This is a genomic window from Lactobacillus equicursoris DSM 19284 = JCM 14600 = CIP 110162, assembly GCF_001434815.1.
Lineage (GTDB): Bacteria > Bacillota > Bacilli > Lactobacillales > Lactobacillaceae > Lactobacillus > Lactobacillus equicursoris.
In genome coordinates this window covers 1-19,256 of sequence record NZ_AZDU01000005.1, presented here as the reverse complement: position 1 = coordinate 19,256, position 19,256 = coordinate 1, and the positions used below count along the sequence as shown (strand labels likewise).

The window sequence follows — 19,256 nt, the reverse complement described above, 5'->3', positions numbered from 1 at the left end:
AAACAGGGAGGCATTTTGTATTTATGTCAGAAAACAATCAATTTTTAGATGCTCTTGCTCAAATGCAAGAAGTTAAGCCAGGCGACATCGTTGACGTTAATGTTTTAAGCGTTGAAGATGGGCAAATTAACGTTGGCGTACAAGGCGCCGGCGTTGAAGGTGTAATCACTCGCCGTGATTTCACTAACGACCGCAGCGTTAACCTGCGTGAAGCCGTTAAGCCAGGCGACACTTTCAAGGCTTACGTAGTACGCCGTGCAGGTGGCGACAAGGAAAACGGTGAATTTTTCTTCTCAGTAACTCGCGTTAAGGAACGTGAAGCTTACGACAAGTTGCAAAAGGACTTTGAAGAAGGCAAGACCATCGAAGGTAAGGTTACTTCTTCAGTTCGTGGTGGTTTGCTCGTAGACGTTGGCACTCGTGGCTTCTTGCCAGCTAGCCTGATCTCAAACCGCTTTGTTTCAGACCTTAAGCCATACATCGGCAAGACTATTAAGGTTAAGATCACTGAAATCGACCCAGCTAAGAACCGCTTAATCCTTTCACACAAGGAATTGATCGAAGAAGAACGCGAACAAGCCTTTGAAAACGTTGCTTCACAATTAGTTGTTGGTGACGTTGTTGAAGGTCGCGTATCACGTTTGACCCAATTTGGTGCCTTTGTTGATATCGGCGGTGTTGACGGTTTGGTTCACATCTCTGAAATCTCATACAAGCACGTTGACAAGCCAAGCGATGTCTTGAAGGTAGGTCAAGACGTTAAGGTTAAGGTTATCGGCATCGACAACGACCGTAACCGGATCTCCCTGTCAATCAAGCAAACTGAACCATCACCATTCGAACAAGCTACTGCTAACTTAAACGAAGGCGACATTATCGAAGGTGAAGTTAAGTCATTGACTAACTTTGGTGCCTTTGTTGAAGTTGCTGACGGTATCCAAGGTTTGGTACACGTTTCAGAAATTTCTAACAAGCACGTTGACAAGCCAAGCGACGTCTTAACTGTTGGTCAAAAGGTTAAGGTTAAGGTTCTTAACGTTGACCCAAGTGAAAGAAGAATCTCCCTGTCAATCAAGCAAGCTGACCCAGAGAACGCTTCTTCATCAAATGACAGACCTCGCGCTCGTCGTTCATCAAACAACGACTCAGTTGCTCGTAAGTACATGAACAACGACGACAACGGCTTCTCACTTGGTGACATGATCGGTGACCAATTGAAGAACCGTTAATCAAACAAGAAACCGACCGCAGGTCGGTTTTTTTGTTTTGATGAGAAGACTATTTATGAAATAAGAGAAAATAAAAGAGGTGATACTATGCCATTACCAGTAGTTGCCATTGTTGGCCAGCCCAACGTCGGCAAGTCAACCCTGTTTAACCGCATTATCAATGAGCGGGTGGCCATCGTCGAAGACCAACCAGGCGTAACGCGTGACCGGAACTATGCCCAAGCCAGTTGGATGGGCCACCAATTTAACATCATCGATACCGGTGGAATTACCTGGGAAGACAGCACGATTGACGAAGAAATCCGGGCCCAAGCCGAAATCGCCATTGAGGAAGCTGACGTCATCGTGATGCTTTGTGACGTGACCAAGCACGTAACCGACCTGGACGAGCGGATTGCTCGCCTTTTGTACCAAGCCAAGAAGCCTGTCTTGTTGGCGGTCAACAAGGCCGACAACCCTGAACAAAGAAACGATATCTATGACTTCTACAGCCTGGGCTTAGGCGATCCAATTCCGGTTTCTGGTTCTCATGGGACCGGGATCGGGGACTTGCTGGACGAAGTCGTGAAAAACTTCCCAGCTGACAGCGAAAAGACCGAAGACGGCGTGATTTCCTTCTGTGTAATCGGCCGACCAAACGTGGGCAAATCTTCCATCGTCAACCGCCTGCTTGGCGAAGACCGGGTGATCGTGGCTAACGAAGAAGGCACGACCAGAGATGCCATCGACACGCCTTTTACCCAAGGCGATACCAAGTTTAGAGTCGTTGACACGGCTGGGATCCGCCGCCGGGGCAAGGTCTACGAAAAGACCGAAAAGTACTCCGTGATGCGGGCCATGTCTGCCATGGAGCGGTCTGACGTGGCGATCCTGGTCTTAGATGCTTCAACCGGCATCAGAGAGCAAGACAAGCACGTTGCCGGCTACGCTCATGAAGCGGGCCTAGGCGTGATTATTGCTGTTAACAAGTGGGACCTGCCAAAGAAGGATTCTTCAAGTGGCAAGGACTTTGAAGCCGTGATCCGGGACGAATTTTCATACCTGGACTACGCACCAATCGTCTTTGTTTCCGCCAAGACTGGCAAGAACATCGACCAGTTGCCAGAAATGGTCAAGCAGGTCTACAAGAACAAGAACCAGCGGATCCAGTCCAGCGTCTTAAACGATCTGCTGCTGGAAGCCAGCCGCCTGGTGCCAGCCCCAATGATCAAGGGCAAGCGTCTGCGGGTTTACTACATGACCCAGGTCAAGACCAATCCACCAACCTTTGTTGTGTTCTGCAATGACCCAGAACTGATGCACTTCTCCTACCAGCGCTTTTTGATCAACCAGCTGCGGGAAAACTTTGATTTCACGGGTACGCCGATCAAGATTTTGCCACGCAAGCGCAAGTAGTGAGCGGAACTTTTTTCATTTTTGAAAAAGATAAGAAAAATAACCTTGGAAGCTTGAAAAAGCTTGTCGGGATCGCATTCTTGTGATATTTTAGAGAACAGGGAATTAATTGAATGCACTAGCGCTCAGTGTCCCTCATTTCTTTTCAAGAGATGAAGTAATTAGACCTGGGTCTAATTTATAGGAGGTGAATTCCACATGGCAAATAAGGCAGAATTAGTTTCAGAAGTAGCTGCTAAGACTAAGTTGACTAAGAAGGACGTTGCTGAAGCTGTTGACGCAGTTTTTGAAGCAATCCAAGAAGACTTAGCTAAGGGCGAAAAGGTACAATTGATCGGCTTCGGTACTTTCGAAGTTCGTGACCGTGCCGCTCGTAAGGGTCGCAACCCTCAAACCGGTGCTGAAATCGAAATTCCAGCAAGCAAGGTTCCTGCATTTAAGCCAGGTAAGGCTCTTAAGGACGCTGTTAAGTAATTGACGCGCTTTAAAACAAAGAACGCTAGGCATTTCCTAGCGTTTTTTGTTTGCAAAAATTCCACTAATGTGAAAAGATAGAATGCAGACTGTATTTAAGACATAATTTTTTGAGCTAGTGAGGTTGACATGACATATTCTGAACAATTGCTGGATGCCATCCAGGCACACCGTTTTAGCGAAAGCCAGGGCCTGCTTAAGCAAGCCTTAAACCACGACGATCCTGAAATCCTGGCTTCTTTAGCGGAAAACCTGACAGATTTAGGCTTTACCGACCTGGCCAAGGAAGTCTACCGCAGCCTGATCGGCAGCTTTCCCCAAGAAGACCTGTTTAAGGTCTATCTAGCGGAAATCCTTTTAAATGATGGGGAAGAAGACGATGGCTTAAGCCTGCTCTATAATGTGAAAAAGTCTTCTGATTCCTACCTGGAAAGCCTTTTGGTTCAGGCCGACTACTACCAAAGCGAAGGCTTGATCGAAACGGCCAGAGCCAAGATGAATGAGGCCAAAGAATTGGCACCAGATGAAGATGCGATCACCTTTGGCTTGGCAGAGCTAGACTACATGAGCGAGCTGAACGAACAAGCCTTGCCTCTTTACCAGGACCTGGCGACCAGACAGTCCATGTTTGGCGAAGTCAACTTGAACCAGCGGATCTTCCAAACCTTGGCTAAACTCGGCCGGTATGAAGAAGCGGCTGACTTTATCAAGACCCACCAAGAAGACCTCTTGGACATTGATGCCAAGTACCAAGCCGGCGTGATCATGCTGGAAGCTGGCCAGGCTGATTCCGCCATCAAGTTTTTGGATCAGGTGATTGAACAAAGCCCTGACTACGTTAACGCCTATCCATTTTTAGCAAGAGCTTACCAGGCTAAAGACGACCAAGAAGAAGTCTTGTATGCTGCGCAAACAGGTCTTGGCTATAACGAGCTAGACGAAGAGCTCTACGAAATGGGGGCCCAAGCCGCCATGAAACTGGGCAAAGACGACGACGCTGAAGACCTTCTGACCCGGGGGCTCAAGGTGAACGCTGATAACGCCAGCCTGCGGCTTCTTTTAAGTGACCTCTACTTAAAAGAGGGTCGGTATGAAGACAGCCTAGCCCTCTTTAAGGACCTGGCAGAAGGCGAAATTGAGCCTCTAGGCCACTTGAATATGGCTAGAAGCTACCAGGGCCTGGAAGACTTTAAACAGGCTCAGAGCGAGTATCTGTTGGCTTATCCAAGTCTCAAGGACAACCCAGCCTTCTTAAGACAGATGATCGACTTTGGCCAGGCCAGCGGGCAAAAGGACTTGACGGCCGAACTCTTGAAGCACTACTTGGACTTGGTCCCAGACGACCAAGAGATGCAGGCTTTGTACCAAGAATTAGCTTAAGAGCAAAGTCTCAAAGTTGAAACTATAAAATTTTAAGAATAGAACAATTAGGGCGCGGAAATGATTCCGCGTTCTTTTTTTACAGAAAATGCTTCAAGCGGTAAAATAAAAGATAAGCACAAAATTTGGAGGTTTCCATGCACTTCGACTTTACCAAGAAAAAGCGCGACATTTACTGGAAGTACACGCTTTTTTACCTTTTGATCGCTGCCTGCTTCTTTGGCCCATACCTAATAACCGGGCACAGCCTGATCTGGAACACGGATGCGGCCAACCAGCACCTGCCCCTGATGGTCAAGTACCGGGAGTACTTGCTCAGCTTCTTGCGGCACCTTAGCCAAGGGCCGGCTGAGTGGTCCTGGACGGCTGGGGTCGGGAGCGACTTGTTCTCGATTTTTTCCTACTACACGATCGGGGATGTTTTTGCCTATATCGCCTTGCTTTTTCCAACCAGCCATCTGGTCTTCGCCTACCAGTTGATCCTGGTCTTGCGCCTCTACTGCGTAGGGCTAGCCTTTGTCTACTTTGCTAGACATTTTGCCTTTAAAAACTGGATCATCCTGGTCGGGAGCGGCGTTTACATGGTCAATGCCTACTTACTCTATGCGGCCATTGCCCAGCCCATGTTTGCGACGACCTTCATGATCTTCCCGATCATTGTCGTCCAACTGGAAAAAGTCTTAACCGGACAAAAGTCCTGGGGCCTGCTGGCCGTTTTTGTCTGGATGCTGGTCTCCAACTACTATCTGGCCTTTGTCTTAGGCCTTGGGGCCATACTCTACCTGGCCTTGCGCTATGGGCTGGTTTACTACCAAAAGATCGACTTTTGGGCTACTTTTAAAAAGCTGCTCTTTGCGGCGGTGGGTGCCATTGCCTTGTCGGCAGGCCTACTGATCCCAGAACTGATTGCCGTCATGAATTCGACTAGAACCGGCTCAGAATTCGCCAATGGCCTGGTCTTTTACCCCTTTTACTACTACTTGCTTTTGCCCAAGCAACTAATCAACGGGGACAATTGGCAGCTGATGTTTTGGTCAGCGCTGGGCCTAGCCAGCATCATCTTGCCGGCCCTGGCCTATCTTTTTGCCAATTGGCGCAAGTACCGGGTAATTGCGGCCAGCTTGATCCTGGGCTTCATTTTTACCCTGATTCCGGCCATTGGGGCGCTATTTAACGGGGGGATGTCCCCGTCAAACCGCTGGACCCTGCTTTTGTATTTGCCGCTGGCCTTGACGGTCACGATTTTCCTCAAGGCGGTCAGTGAAAAGGCAGTCACGAAAAAGGAATGGCGGACCATTTTGCTAGTATGCGGGATCTACCTCATCTACCTGGTGGTCTTGTCCTTCCTAGAAAACGACTACAATCTCTTTTTGCCGGTGGTCTTTTTATTCTTTAGCTTAGCCGCCTGTTTAGCATATACCCAGGGGCTTGCCCCGGAAAAGGCGATCAGCGGCGTGGTCGTCCTTAATTTGGCCTTTAACGCCGTTTATGCCGCTTTGCCATATAACGGCTCCTTTGCCTCCAGCATGCTGGCCCAAGGTGAGTATGAGCAGATTGCGGAAAAGCGGTACGGCGGTTTAAACAAAATTTTGCCGACGGGGAGCTTTTACCGGGTCAACACCGTCTCAAGCAACCAGTTTGTCAGCCAAAAGAAGCTGTGGAATGACCTGACCAGTGGCCTGGCTAATGTGTCGTCTTACTACTCCATCCAAAATAAATACCTAGGACAGTTTAGTATGGACCTGGGCAATGTCCAATATGACAATAACATCCCGCTCCACCAGCTGGATGACCGGACCATCTTGAACAATTTCTTTGGCGTCCGCTACATATTTAGCCAAAAGGGGAGCGTGAATGCGCAAAAAACTCCTGGTACCTATGACCTGATTGGGGCTTCCAAGGCAGTCACCGACCCAGACACGGCCATCAGCTACCAGGCCCGGCTCTATAAGACCACAGAGGCCTTCCCGCTGGTTTGGCTGACGAATAAGGTGATTAGCCCGAGCCGCTACCAAAAGCTGTCAGACAGCCAAAAAGAGCGGGCTCTGGCCAGTGGTGTCGTGACTAGCGCCAAGGGGAATTACCAAAAGGCCAAATTGTCCGGCGTCAAGACGGTTAAAGCAAGCTTGGTCAACAACCAGGGACAAAAGGTGAATAAGAACAAAATCAACTATACCGATAGCCAGGAGACATACACTATCAAGCTGAGCAAAAAGGCCCTGGCCAAACTGGGCAAGTGCGAACTGCATGTAGAGCTTAGTCAGGTGTCTTACCAGCCCTTGGCCCTGTCTCAGCAGCTGGATCTTGAGCTGAAAAAAGCCAAACAGCAGGCTGACCTGACGGGTAAGGCTTTTAACCAGACCCAGACTAAATACAAGTATTGGCGCTACCACCTGTTGGCCGGCAGCCCTGATCCTAGCTACAAATTATCAGTTTCAACGAAAAAGACGACTGAGACTTTGGCCCAGCCCAGTCAGGAGATGACCTCCTTCTTTAGACTGGTTGACGGCGGGACTTTGAACCTGGGCAGCTACCAAACTCTGCCATCTTCACTTACTTTGAAGCCAAGCAAGCTGGGCACTTACCGCCTAAAGTGGAAGGTAGTGGCCATCCCGCTGAATCACGCTTACGTCAAAGAGGTGCGGCAAATTCAGCAGGAGGGGATCAAGCAGCTGAAATTGAGTCAAAACCGTTTATCGGGGATGCTAAATGCCAAAAAGTCCAGCATCATGACGTCAACCATTCCCTATTCAAGCGGCTGGCATGCCACGCTTGACGGCAAGGCAGTCAAGGTCATTAAGACCAATGAAGCCTTTGTCGGCATCCAGGTAAGAAAGGGCAAGCATCGCCTGGTTTTGTACTACCAAACGCCAGGACTGCGGACCGGCTTGATTATTTCTACTCTTGCGGCATTAATCTTGCTTGCCTGCTTTTACCTAGAACTGGAAAAAGCAAAAAGAGCACAAAAAAAGCGCTGATTTTCAGCGCTTTTTCTCTGCCATTAGGCATTGAAGGAACGATTCTTTTCAACGCTTTCCTTCATCAAGTCGTTCATCACGTGAGCAACTTCCTTAGCCCGTTCACTGGTTTCAGTGTGAATGGTCAAGCCGTTGTCGGATTGAATCGTGGTATTTGGCAATTCTACCAGGTTGAATTTGTTGTCAGTCTTTAAGTTAGACAGCATGTATTCCAAAGTTGCCGTCCAGCCCAAGCCGCCGACTGCCATTTGGACAGCCACGTCGTAGTCGTTAACCTTGATAGCCTTGTTGACGGACAGGTTTTGGTCTTCCAGGAAGTGGTCAACCGTCTTTTGGAAGCCGGAATCTTCACTTAAAGAAACCATCTTTTCTTCGCTCAGGTCAGTTAAGAGTTGTTGGCTAAATTCGATTTCCTTCTTACCTGGTTGGTAGAGCTTGCTGGTTTCAGGGATGATCAGGTAAACCTTAGGCTGGAAGAGCAGGTAGTTCTTCAAGTCTTCACCTCTTAAAAGCGGACCGATATAGATGTCGATCATCCGGTTGTCGATCAAACGCTTAGCAGAGTTGGTGGAGAAGGTCTTGATCAGTTCAAAGCGGGTGGTTTCGAATTGCTTTTGCAAAACTGGGATAATCCGACCACTTTCGCCTGGTGACCAAATTGGAGAGAAACCAATCTTGATGTAAGATTGTTCTTCTTCCGTGTAGCGGCGCAAGTCTTGTTCAATCTTCATTTGATCGCTGTGCAGCTTAGCCAAGCCTTCGCACAGGGTCTTGCCGGCTTCGGTCAGTTCGATTGGCAGAGTTCTTCTTTCCAAAAGAACGACATTATACTTCTTTTCAGCCTTGCTCAGCACCTGGCTGACGTATGGCTGGCTAAGAAATAGCTTCTTAGCAATATCACTAACAGTTTGACATTCTTCTGCAGTTGTCAAGATTTGGTAAAGTACGTCTTGTTTCATCTTACACGCTCTCTTTAATCAGTGAATTGATTTGCAAATTCAAATTCACAATAAGATTATTATAACGCCTTTTTCGTATTAGTCAAAGAATATTAATTCTAGTCTTTTTTGGAATACTCAGGGCGAAAAGCAAATAATAATTAGTATTTTCAGGTTAAAAAATGGCTTTTTGATAGCTAAACATGCATGAAAGCGGTGGCTTTCAGAAAAAATCCTATAATTTGAACCTTATCGTTTGTGATTTTCGGCGAAAAAACTTTTGAAAAATCATGATTTTTCAAAAAATGCCAAACAGTTAAAAAATACTAACTATTTATCAATAGCCTCCAGGCTGCTAGGTATTCGGCTTTGGCCGTCTTAACCTTTTCCTGATATTTGGGCAAAGTCAGCTTGTTGATCGAGACGACTGCGTTATAGTAGGCAACTTCCTTTTTCTCGGCCGTTTGGTACTTTTGGTAGTTGGCCTTTGCCCCGTACTGGTAAATCCGGGTTAAGTAGGTCTTTTGATCAGTTAACAGCTTCTGGGCCTTTGCGATGTCGTCTTTGTGCTTTTTAAAAGCCGAACTTACAGCTTCACTAGGCGAAACGGTTTTTGTCGTTGTCTTCTTAGTCTTGCCTTTACTCTTGCTGGTTTTCGCTTTTTTGGCAGCTTTTTTGGCAGCCTTTTTGGCATCACTGACCGCCTTTGACCAAGAACCAGAAATATCGCTGCTTGAGCTGCTGATTAAGTCGTAGGCCTCTTGAGCCCGGTCTTTAAAAGTCGTCTCGGCCTTAGTCAGCTTTTTCCGCTTTAAGGCTGCAGCTTCTTTGCGGGCATTGGCTAGGCGGATCTGCTTGTAGCGGCCCCCAAAGCCGACCAGCATGCCAAAGAGGGCAATCACCATCAAGAAGTCGCAGAAAAAGCGGAGACTTGGCTGGTCGGTGATCAGGCCAATCAGCCAGGTCATGGCGAAAATAGCGAAGACCCCCACCGCGATCCAGCCGACAATCCAGTATTGCATGATCGTCATTGAACATTCCTCATTTCATTGATTCTCATATTTATAGTAAACTATTTCTAGATCCTTTGCTTAAATAATGGAAAAATACTTTTTTTACTCGGGAGAAAAGGGGCCGCAAACGGTCTCAAATCCCGGTACAAGTGCTATAATCTTTTTTAGGATTAATAATGAAAACCGCTTCGCCTTTTTGGCCAAAAAAGAAAATGAGTAGGAAATAATATGGCAAAAATTATTGATAATCAGAAAAAGATCCTCCTCCAGCACAGCCTGCTGGAAGATTTAAAGCAAGCAACTGAAAAGTATGACCAGATGACCTTAATTACCAGCGACATTGACTGGAATTTGGTGGAAAGAGAGTACTTGCCTAGGTTTGGGCAAGTCACCCTGGTTTTGACCAAGGAGGGGGCAATTCCGCAGCTGCCCTTAGCTGAAGACCTGGCCCAGGCTCTCGCCCTCTTGCCCCAAGACCATCCGGATTTGTACCAGGCCATTAAAGAGGGCAAGCTGAAGGTGATGCAGGCCCTCGGTCAAGGCAATACTTATCTGCTCTTGACCAGCAAGAGCGACTACCGCCTCTACTGGGGGTACGGGGAGACTTTTTGGCTAAATTACGGGGCCAAAAGTGCTGAAAACGAGGCCTGGGCAGTAGACGAGCTTTTGGTGGCGGACCTATTGACCGCTTCCAAAACGCTTTTAGATGACAAAATCTGCCAAAAGTACGAAGAGCTGGAAGAAGCAGACCGGCCAAAGTATGTTCTTGAAGTCTCTGGCTTAGCTGATGCCTTAGAAAAAGAATCGCTCAAGACTTTTAAAGAAGCTACTCGCCTCGGCCAGGTCAAGCACAGCCAGGAGGGGAGCGAGTTTAAGAAGACTGCCAAGTTGTTGCGCTTAAAAGAAGCCGCTGACAGCAAAAAGCTGTCTGCTTCCGACCTCCTAGAGGGGGAAATTGGCGACCAGCTGGCCAAGATTGCCTTTAGCCAAGGCGGCGGGGAAGGCGAAGCTCTCGTCTTGCCAAACGAAGCTGCCTACTACCCGCGCCCGCTTTACCTCCAAGATGAAGCGACCGGCACCATTATTGAAAAGCCAGCCGTTGATTCTTATGAAGAAGAGCCAGCCCCTGTTCAAAAGCCGACCCGGCAAGACGTTTCAGCTATTTTTGACATTATTCGCTTCTACCGGGATCGCAAGCAGGACAACGAATCTCAAGCGGCCTTCTCCTTCTTGATGTACGTCTTAGAAAGCGGCAGCATCTGGAAGATCCGCAAGGCAATTGACGCCAGAAACGGTATCGTCGAAGACGTTCCGATCGTGGTTGGCCTGGTGGGCCAGGGGGAAACGGGCAAGTCGACCCTGCTCAAGATTGCGTCTAACCTGACCATTGGCAACACCAAGGCCATCGTTCAAGCCAGCTCTGAAGAAAAGCTGTTTGGCATGACGGCAGCCGTGCGCAAGAAGCTCTTGGCCGGCAAGAACCTGACCAAGCAGGACCAGGTCAATGCCTACTCGTCAAACGCTAAGGTCATTAACAAGAACATCTGGAACTTCACCGACCACTACATGGATGAAGCTCAGGTGATTACCCCAATCTGCATCGATGACCCAGAAGTGTCGCTCTTTTCTTCTGCGGCTGCCCAAACCTTTTTGAAAAAGCGGTCTAACCGGCATGGGGACAAGCTGGGAGTTGAGCCAGTGGCTATTTTTTCCATGAACTCCAAGGGCAAGGACATTGAGCTCTTGGCCGAAGTGGGTCGACGCGGTTACGTGATCAGCCAGGGCAACCAGTTTAGGAAAAAGACCGACGCCGACATCCACTTCTTTGAATACCTGGATGGCAATATCGACAACCACGGTCACTGGCTGAATAACACCCTTTACCTTTACCTAACCCGGCAAATCGACCGCTGGCTAGACGAGATGAGCGAAGACGACTACTTGAAGCTGAAGCGGGACTTCCTCTACCCGGTCAAGCATGCCTTCTGGCAGCTGGTGGAAGAATATGGCCTGGTCAACACCGAAACCAGCCACTACTTCTCCATGAAGAACTACTCTATCGTGGAAGACTTAGGCCGGCGGAACTGGTCTATCCTCTTGCACGATGAAGCAACTCTGCGCGAGATTTCTTTTGCTAGAGAAAGCCAAGAATGCGTTATTCCGGCCCGGGTCTTCCCGAACAAGGGAAATGACATCAAGCGCTACTTTGGCTACCTGCCGGCCAGTGCCGAGATCTGCAAGACTTTTGACAGCCAGGGCTTAGTCGTCAATATTACCAACATGGACCTGTGGCAGGGCAACCATTTGCTGGTTGACCGCTATGAACAGGCGACCGGGATTGCGGCGGAGCGCTTTGAAATGGAAAAGGCCAAGGCGGCTGCCGAAGTTCAGGGCCAGACCATGGGGGCCAATATCGCGCCTTACCTGAAGAAGAATGCAGAAATGATGGACCGGATGATGAAGGTTACCGAGCAAAATGCCCAGCTCCTGGCGGAAAAAGAAGAGCAAGCTGCTAAAAACGAAGAAGCAGCGGCCAAGAACCAAGAGCAGGCTGACCAGATCCACCAGCTGCAAGACGAGCTGGCCAAGGCCAAAGCCAAGGAAGAAGAATTGGCAAAGCCGCACGAAGAAAAGAAGCGGGGCTTTTTCGACCGCTTCTTCAAGTAATTTATTAAGTATTGAGAGAAAAAGAAGATCCGTTTCATGACAGACAAGCAAAGCATGATTGCCGTTCAGGAAAAAGACAACACCATCACCAGCCTATTACTGGACCGCGATGGGGAATTGGCTAAAGCCGGCAAGACCCTCCTTGACCACTACCAAGACTATGAAAGGGTCTTGAGCCTGGTCAACTTAGGCGACTTGAAGACTTTAGGGGATAGCCCTGAAAAGTCTTATGCCTATGCCAGAGACGGCCATGATGACCTGATCAAGGAAAATTATCCAGATATCGAAGTCTTTGACCGGGCCACCGACTTTCAAGATGACTATCTGGACTATTGCTACCTTTACTGCAAATTTGAAGGGGAGTTCATGTGGCTGGTTCGGGATTGTTCGGCAGACGACCGGCAATTTAAGCCACTAAAGGATCTCCTGAAGTAGGTGCCTTATGTCTGAATTAGCTGACTATGAGAGCAGTGAATTAAAAAAACTTCTGCTAGAAAAAAGGCAGGGGCGGTGGGCCATTATTTTTGGCAGCCTCTTGACCGATACGGCGGCAGATGCCGCTAAAGAGCGGGGCGAAGAGATCCGGGTCAATGCCAAGACCCTGATCAAGCTCAAGGCCTATCAGGCAGACCAGGTCCGCCAGTACGATGAAGATATCGCCTTGATCACGGAAGAGCTAAAAGACCGGGATGAGGATGCATTTTCTCCTTGCCCCGACTGGCACAAGCGCTACTTTTGGCCGCTCAAGGGGACAGAGCTTGCAGACTGCCTGACTTTAACCGAGCTAAGCGAGAGACACCAGCTAGAGCTGGCGGCAATTGCCCACCTAATCGCTTTTTGCGGGATCCAGGTCAAGTTTTTTGGCGAAAAATCAGAAGCCCGATTTGATCCAGAGGATCTGCGCTTTTTGGCCAAAATTCCAGCCGGTCAAATCAAGGCCAATGGCCTAACGCCGGCTGCCTGGCTCCAGATTGTGCCGATTGGCGCTGGCAAGCTTAAAAAGTGGCTGGAAAGCGACCAAGACTGGCTGACTTGGGATGAGGCCCTGACAGCAAAAGAAAATTTAACGCAGAAAAACGGAAGTGATAGTAAGTCACTTCCGTTTTTCTTTCGTCTGATATTTTGCTAAATGGTGCTAATAAGCAATCGTTTCTGGCATTTGCTCGGCATCCAGCCAGTTGAAAAAGTCAACAACTAGATTAGAAAAAGGATGCTTGGAAATAGCTACACCGTAAGTAACTTCGTTTTTACCAGAGAGGGGGAGGCAGGTCACCCTGGCTAGTTTCGGTAATGCAGTACTTGGCAGGATCCCGATGCCCAGGCCAGCGTTCAAGTTGAAAAACTCAGCTGCTATGGAATTGGCATTAATTACACTTAGCTGAGGTTGATCTTGATCAAGTGCTTTTTGCCAGGCTGCCTGTTGCGGCGAGCAAATATTTTCATCTAAAAAGAGCACTTTCTCCTTGGCTAGGTCCAAGTGCTTGAGGCTCTTGCCAGCCGGAACCGGTACGCCATCTGCAAAAACAGCGCAGTACTTGCCCTGAGTCAGGGCTTTAAACTTCAAGCCAGAATCTGACAGACAGTCCTTGGTCAAAAAGGCAATGTCGAGAATTCCTTCGCTTAGCTTGGCGGCTAGCTCTTGCGGGGAGTTGTGGTTAACTACAAACTGGACCTTTGGGTGTTCACGTCGGTACTTCTTGATCACTTCGTTTAAAGCAAAGATCTCATATGGGGTACCAGAAAAGCCTAGGTGAATTTCGATGTGATTTTGCTCGTTCATCGCCTCCAGCTTTCTGAAGGTATCGATATAGTCCTGGTAAACGGGTAGTATGTCTTCATAAAATGCCTTGCCCGCCTTGGTTAGAGCGACCTTTTTCCTTGTGCGGTAAAAAAGCTCAGTACCCAGCTCTTTTTCGATTGACGAGATATCTTGGGAAACAGCTGATTGGGAGATGCCCATGTTCATGGCTGTTTTGGAAAAAGACAGGGTATTGGCAAGATTGAGAAAAATTGCGATATGTTCCGTGTTCACGGCAGGCTCCTTTCTAGCGGTCTACTGGGTGGGTAGTTGGCAAGCCGCGGTGCTTAACCCAAGTCATAAAGGATTCAGCGGCCGGCATCTGGCCGTCTGTCAAGCGTACTAGACCGATTTCATCGTTGACCTCTTTGGCCAAAGGCAGCAGATGCAGGTTTGCTTCTTTAGGGTTAACGACAAAGTCGGTGCAGATGCCAATTCCTAGCCCGGCATTAATCATCTGGGTATAGTCGGTCATGTTGTTGGCAATTGCATAATCTAAGTGGCTGACTTTTGCAATCAAGTATTGCTGCAGGTTGGCTTGCTTGGTCAGGCACCAGTTTTTATCAAGAAAAATCATCCGCTCTTTAGCTAGATCCTCGCGGGTAACCGGGACTTCACCGGTATATTCATATGCATCAGAAAAAACGGCATAAAACTTGCCTTCAAGCATTTTTTCATAAGTCAGGCCCATCACTGATCCAAAAGATTCAGGCCGGGTCAAGACTACGTCTAAAAAGCCCTGCTTTAAGCGGTTGATCAGGGTCCGGTGGTCATAGTTTTCTAGGAAAATCTTGACTTCTGGATAGTCCTTTTGAAAGCCAGTGACCAGCTTTTTAATGGCGTAATTGTCATATCCAGACCCACTAAAGCCAATGGTCAGCAGGTTGCCGTTAGCGTCGGCAACCTCTCTAGCGTGGGTCACTGCCTTGTCATACTGGGTAATAACCGGCTTTAAGCCGCCCGCCAAGAGCTTGCCGGCAGGGGTCAAGGACACGGACTTGCGGCTCCGGTAAAAAAGCTTGGTGCCAACATAGTCTTCTAAAGAAGAAATTGATTGAGAAACGGCTGATTGGGTGATGCCTAAGTTTTGGGCAGTCCGAGAAAAACTGAGGCTCTCAGCCAGGTTGAGAAAGATTTTAAGCTTATCTGTATTCATTGTTAGTATTACTGATTAACCTCATCTATTATAATCTAACTGATAATGTTACTATCTAGCCATATCCAAGTCAAAGCATATGATGATTAAGATTTAACAAAGGTGCATAAAATCGCTATTTTCAAAATATTTTTGAAAATAGCTTGCATTAAATGAAAAACGTGTTAGAATAGCAAATATCAAGAAACGAAGGAAGTAGTACCTGCTCCCCTGACTCTTCAAGCGAGTTTCGTAGTTGAGAGGAAACAGAGCCAGCGCAGGGAACGCATCCGGGAAAGTGGCCGAGTAGCGGTCGCCGTAGGTCTGCGTTAAAGATCTCGAGTGCCTGACTAAGTCAGGAATTAAGGTGGTACCGCGATATTTGTCGTCCTTTTGCATGAGCAAAAGGACGATTTTTTTATAGAAAAGGTGGAAAAAATGAGGCAAAGCACGGGTTCAGATTAAAGAGTAATTAGAATATATAAGGAGAATTGAATAATGAAAATTGACAAGAGCAAGATCAAGAAAATCGTATTGGCATACAGCGGCGGCTTGGACACGTCCGTGATCATTCCTTGGCTGAAGGAAAACTATAATGACCCAGAAATCATCGCGGTTTCCGCCAACGTGGGCCAAGGCGATGAACTGGACGGCTTGGAAGAAAAGGCCAAGAATTCCGGTGCTTCCAAATTGGTTGTGGCCAACCTGGAAGAAGAATACGTGAATGACTACCTGATCCCATGCCTGAAGGCTGATGCCAAGTACGAAGGCTACCTGCTGGGTACGGCCAACGCTCGTCCCTTGATCGCCAAGGCCTTGGCTCAAGTAGCACTAGCAGAAGGTGCCGACGCCATTGCCCACGGGGCAACTGGCAAGGGCAACGACCAAGTTCGGTTTGAGCTGGGGATCAAGCATTTTGCTCCTGACATGCCAATCATCGCCCCATGGCGGGAATGGGACATCGTCTCAAGAGAAGACGAAATTGATTACGCAGCGGTCCACCACGTACCGCTCCGGATCAGCAAGGAAACCAACTACTCTAAAGACAAGAACCTGTGGCACTTAAGCCATGAAGGCTTAGACCTGGAAGACCCAAGCCTTGAGCCAACTTATGAAAAGCCAGGCTTTTTGGAAATGGGCGTCTCTCCAATTGACGCGCCTGACAAGCCAACTTATATCAGCTTGGACTTTGAACAAGGAGTCCCAGTTGCCTTAAATGGCGAAAAGATGCCAGTTATGGAAATTTTGGAAAAAGTCAACAAGCTGGGTGGGGAAAACGGCATTGGCATTCTTGACTTGGTCGAAAACCGTTTGGTCGGCATGAAGTCAAGAGGCGTATACGAAACCCCAGGCGGCACCATCCTTTACTTTGCTCACGAATATTTGGAAACCATCACTTTGGACAAGCAAGTGCAGCACAAGAAGGAAGAACTGGCCATCACTTACGGTGAACTGGTTTATGACGGGCAATGGTTTACGCCGTTAAAGAAGGCGCTGGATGCCTTCATGGACTCAACCCAGGAAAAGGTAACGGGTACCGTCAAGCTGAAGCTCTACAAGGGCAATATCATCAAGGCTGGCGTAACGTCACCATACAGCTTGTACAGCACGGACCTGGCAACTTTTGACGAATCAGACTACGACCAAGCTGAAGCTGCTGGCTTCATCAACCTGTTCGGTCTGCCAATCAAGGTGCAGGCCCAGCTGGACCAAAAGCTGAAGAAGGAAAATAACTAGAAATTTGATTAAGGGACATTAGGTGGTAATATGGAAAAAATGTGGGCTGGCCGGACCATGGGCCAAACTGATAAGATTGCAGACGACTTTGACTCTTCCATCCGCTTTGACCAGAGAATGTACCCAGAAGACATTCAAGGCTCCATCGCCCATGCCAAGATGCTGGCTAAGACGGGCATTATCAGTCAGGCGGCCAGTCAAAACATTATCCAAGGTTTAGAGGGCATCAATGAAGACCTAGACAGCGGCAAGCTGGCTATCGACCCAGCAGCTGAAGACATCCACATGTTTATCGAAGAGGTCTTGACTGACCGGATTGGTGCTGATGGGAAAAAGCTCCACACAGCCCGGTCCCGGAACGACCAAGTAGCGCTAGATGTGAAGCTCTACATGCGCCGGGAAAACGCAGCCTTGGTAGACCTGCTAAAAAAATTGGTTGCAGCACTCTGTGACCAAGCTGAAAAGAACCAGGATGCCCTCATGCCCGGCTACACCCACTTGCAGCGGGCCCAGCCGATTACTTTTGGCCACCAATTAATGGCTTATAGCTACATGTTCTTGCGGGACATCGACCGGCTAAAGGAAATGGGCGAGCGGATGAACTATTCCCCAATTGGGTCATGTGCCTTAGCCGGGACCACCTATCCCACCGACCGGGTCTATGAAGCTGAGCTCTTAGGCTTCACGGCGCCGGTTGCCAATTCTTTGGACGGGGTCAGTGACCGGGACCACGTGGTGGAAATGATCAGCGACCTGTCCTTGGCCATGATGCACCTGTCCCGGCTTAGTGAAGAATTGATCCTGTGGTCCAGCTGGGAATTCCACTTTATCCGCTTAGATGATGCCTATACGACCGGCTCATCCATCATGCCGCAAAAGAAGAACCCGGACATGGCCGAACTAGCCCGGGGGAAGACCGGCCGGGTCTATGGCGATTTGATGGGAATCCTGACCACCTTGAAGGGCCTGCCTCTGGCTTATAACAAGGACATGCAAGAAGACAAGGAAGCCTTGTTTGATGCGATCGACACGGTCAAGATGGTTTTGGCCACCTTTATTCCGATGATCCAGACCATGAAGGCCAACAAAGAGGCCATGCACAAGGCTGCCCAAAAAGGCTTTATCAACGCCACCGACTTAGCCGACTACCTGACTAAGAAGGGGATGCCATTTAGAGATGCCTACCACCTGTCTGGGCAGCTTGTAGCCTACTGCATCGACCATGATACGGTTTTGGAAGACTTGCCGTTAGATTTTTACCAAGCAAAAAGCGATTTATTTGACGAGGACGTCTTTGAGGCGATCGATTTAAAGAATTGCCTCTTGAAGCGGACGTCTTTAGGAGGACCAACGCCAGCATCTGTTTTAAAGCAGGTTGGCGAGGTTAGAGAAAAAATAGCTGCTCTTTAGTTGAAATATGAGTTGAAGCTGCCTGAGGCAGCTTTTTCTTTTTGCAGAAAAATTGCTTTCAAGCATGGAAATCGGTTACAATTTTAAGTAGATAAGTAAGAAAGAGAGCAAAAAAATGAGTAAACTGATTCTATTAGACGTCGACGGCACCCTGATCAACTACGAGGCAATTTTGCCGGAATCAGCGGAAAAAGCGGTCAACCTGGCCAGATCAAAGGGAAACCTGGTCTACATCTGCACCGGTTGCTCCAAGGCCGAAATTGCCCAGCGGGACTTCCGGACCATGCAGCTGGACGGGATGATCGGTGCTAATGGCGGCTATGTCGAAAGCGAGGGCAAGGTGATCCTTCACCAGAGCCTGTCCAAAGCCGAAGTCAAACACATCGTCGACTGGTGCAATGCCCGCCACATCGGCTTTTACCTGGAAGCCAACAGCGGGATGTACATTAACGACTACTACCTAGAAGACGGCCCAGTGGCCATGGCCAAGTACATTGCCGGCAAGGGTAAGGAGATCGGCGACATTAGTGAATATAAAGAGAATTTTGGTAAGGGCTACATCTTGAAACATGGCGAGGACCTCTACCGCGACGACGTGAACAAGGTCTCCTTCGTCTTGCACAGCTACCAGGACCACCTGGACTCTAAAGAGGAGTTCCCGGATCTTATCGCCAATACTTGGGGCGGCAAGGGTGAAGAAGCCTTGTTTGGGGACCTGGGCCCTAAGGGGATTACCAAAAAGTATGCCGTGGAGACGCTCCTGGACTATCTGGGGATGGATGCTAAGGATGCCATCGCTTTTGGGGATGCTCAGATCGACTTGTCCATGTTTGAATGCTGCGGGTATAGCGTGGCCATGGGTAATGCGTCAGAGCCGGTGAAGCAGGCCGCTGACTACGTGACCGATGATGTTGATGCTGACGGGTTGCTCCATGCTTTTGAGCATTTGGGTTTGGTGTAGAGGGAAATTTAAGGTAAAGAAATAGCCTCAGTCGATTTTTGACTGGGGCTTTTTGTTTGGTTCCCGTTTAGGTTCCCGGAAAAAATAAAAACGCTGAAATATCAGCGTTTTAAGGGATATTTTTAAGGAGAGTACAGGATT

The 19,256-nt window shown here is 48.5% G+C and carries 15 protein-coding genes and 1 other annotated feature; of the genes, 11 read left to right on the top strand and 4 right to left on the bottom strand.

Features of this window, described 5'->3' with window-relative positions; translation table 11 throughout:
* The first annotated feature begins 23 nt into the window (after positions 1 to 23).
* The 5 genes from rpsA (at position 24) to FC20_RS01870 (ending at position 7,456) form a co-directional block, all read left to right on the top strand.
* Positions 24 to 1,229: a 30S ribosomal protein S1 gene (gene rpsA / locus FC20_RS01890; protein ID WP_008461291.1), complete on the top strand. Its 1,206-nt coding sequence runs from the start codon at positions 24 to 26 to the stop codon at positions 1,227 to 1,229.
* A gap of 87 nt (positions 1,230 to 1,316) precedes the next feature.
* A complete protein-coding gene (der, locus tag FC20_RS01885; RefSeq protein ID WP_008461290.1) occupies positions 1,317 to 2,624 on the top strand; it encodes a ribosome biogenesis GTPase Der in 1,308 nt (435 codons plus the stop codon).
* 198 nt (positions 2,625 to 2,822) lie between these two features.
* Positions 2,823 to 3,098, top strand: coding sequence for an HU family DNA-binding protein (locus FC20_RS01880; RefSeq protein WP_008461289.1), 276 nt, complete (start codon positions 2,823 to 2,825; stop codon positions 3,096 to 3,098).
* A 129-nt stretch (positions 3,099 to 3,227) separates the two neighbouring features.
* Positions 3,228 to 4,478, top strand: a complete 1,251-nt coding sequence (locus FC20_RS01875; protein WP_008461288.1) for a tetratricopeptide repeat protein — start codon at positions 3,228 to 3,230, stop codon at positions 4,476 to 4,478.
* A 137-nt stretch (positions 4,479 to 4,615) separates the two neighbouring features.
* Entirely contained in the window at positions 4,616 to 7,456 is a 2,841-nt protein-coding gene (locus tag FC20_RS01870; protein WP_008461287.1) for a YfhO family protein, read from the top strand.
* Positions 7,457 to 7,479: 23 nt separating this feature from the next.
* On the opposite strand, the gene FC20_RS01865 is transcribed toward FC20_RS01870, so the two are convergent.
* The gene (locus FC20_RS01865; RefSeq protein ID WP_008461286.1) at positions 7,480 to 8,415 is read right to left on the bottom strand and encodes a LysR family transcriptional regulator; all 936 of its coding nucleotides are present in this window, start codon (positions 8,413 to 8,415) and stop codon (positions 7,480 to 7,482) included.
* Positions 8,416 to 8,720: 305 nt separating this feature from the next.
* The gene (locus FC20_RS10730) at positions 8,721 to 9,425 is read right to left on the bottom strand and encodes a hypothetical protein (protein WP_008461285.1); all 705 of its coding nucleotides are present in this window, start codon (positions 9,423 to 9,425) and stop codon (positions 8,721 to 8,723) included.
* Positions 9,426 to 9,635: 210 nt separating this feature from the next.
* Here FC20_RS10730 and FC20_RS01855 point away from each other — a divergent pair, with 210 nt between their 5' ends.
* From FC20_RS01855 to FC20_RS01845, 3 genes are read left to right on the top strand one after another with little or no spacing between them, the layout of a single operon-like run.
* Entirely contained in the window at positions 9,636 to 12,074 is a 2,439-nt protein-coding gene (locus tag FC20_RS01855; RefSeq protein WP_008461284.1) for a hypothetical protein, read from the top strand.
* Positions 12,075 to 12,110: 36 nt separating this feature from the next.
* A complete protein-coding gene (locus FC20_RS01850) occupies positions 12,111 to 12,509 on the top strand; it encodes a hypothetical protein (RefSeq protein WP_008461283.1) in 399 nt (132 codons plus the stop codon).
* Between the two features lie 7 nt (positions 12,510 to 12,516).
* Positions 12,517 to 13,203 carry a hypothetical protein gene (locus FC20_RS01845; RefSeq protein WP_008461282.1) on the top strand — a complete coding sequence of 229 codons (687 nt, stop codon included), beginning with the start codon at positions 12,517 to 12,519 and terminating at the stop codon, positions 13,201 to 13,203.
* Positions 13,204 to 13,209: 6 nt separating this feature from the next.
* Here the strand turns inward: FC20_RS01845 and FC20_RS01840 are convergent, their stop codons facing one another.
* The gene (locus FC20_RS01840) at positions 13,210 to 14,106 is read right to left on the bottom strand and encodes a LysR family transcriptional regulator (RefSeq protein WP_008461281.1); all 897 of its coding nucleotides are present in this window, start codon (positions 14,104 to 14,106) and stop codon (positions 13,210 to 13,212) included.
* A gap of 13 nt (positions 14,107 to 14,119) precedes the next feature.
* The gene (locus FC20_RS01835) at positions 14,120 to 15,028 is read right to left on the bottom strand and encodes a LysR family transcriptional regulator (RefSeq protein ID WP_008461280.1); all 909 of its coding nucleotides are present in this window, start codon (positions 15,026 to 15,028) and stop codon (positions 14,120 to 14,122) included.
* Positions 15,029 to 15,209: 181 nt separating this feature from the next.
* Positions 15,210 to 15,403 (top strand) — a binding site (T-box leader).
* Between the two features lie 102 nt (positions 15,404 to 15,505).
* Between FC20_RS01835 and FC20_RS01830 the strand changes: the two genes are divergently transcribed.
* The 3 genes from FC20_RS01830 to FC20_RS01820 all read left to right on the top strand — a co-directional run bounded on the left by FC20_RS01830 (position 15,506) and on the right by FC20_RS01820 (position 19,115).
* Positions 15,506 to 16,744 (top strand): argininosuccinate synthase, encoded by a 1,239-nt coding sequence (locus tag FC20_RS01830; RefSeq protein WP_008461279.1) that lies wholly within the window; start codon positions 15,506 to 15,508, stop codon positions 16,742 to 16,744.
* 30 nt (positions 16,745 to 16,774) lie between these two features.
* Entirely contained in the window at positions 16,775 to 18,154 is a 1,380-nt protein-coding gene (gene argH, locus FC20_RS01825; protein WP_008461278.1) for an argininosuccinate lyase, read from the top strand.
* 115 nt (positions 18,155 to 18,269) lie between these two features.
* Positions 18,270 to 19,115, top strand: coding sequence for a Cof-type HAD-IIB family hydrolase (locus FC20_RS01820; RefSeq protein ID WP_008461277.1), 846 nt, complete (start codon positions 18,270 to 18,272; stop codon positions 19,113 to 19,115).
* Positions 19,116 to 19,256 lie beyond the last annotated feature (141 nt).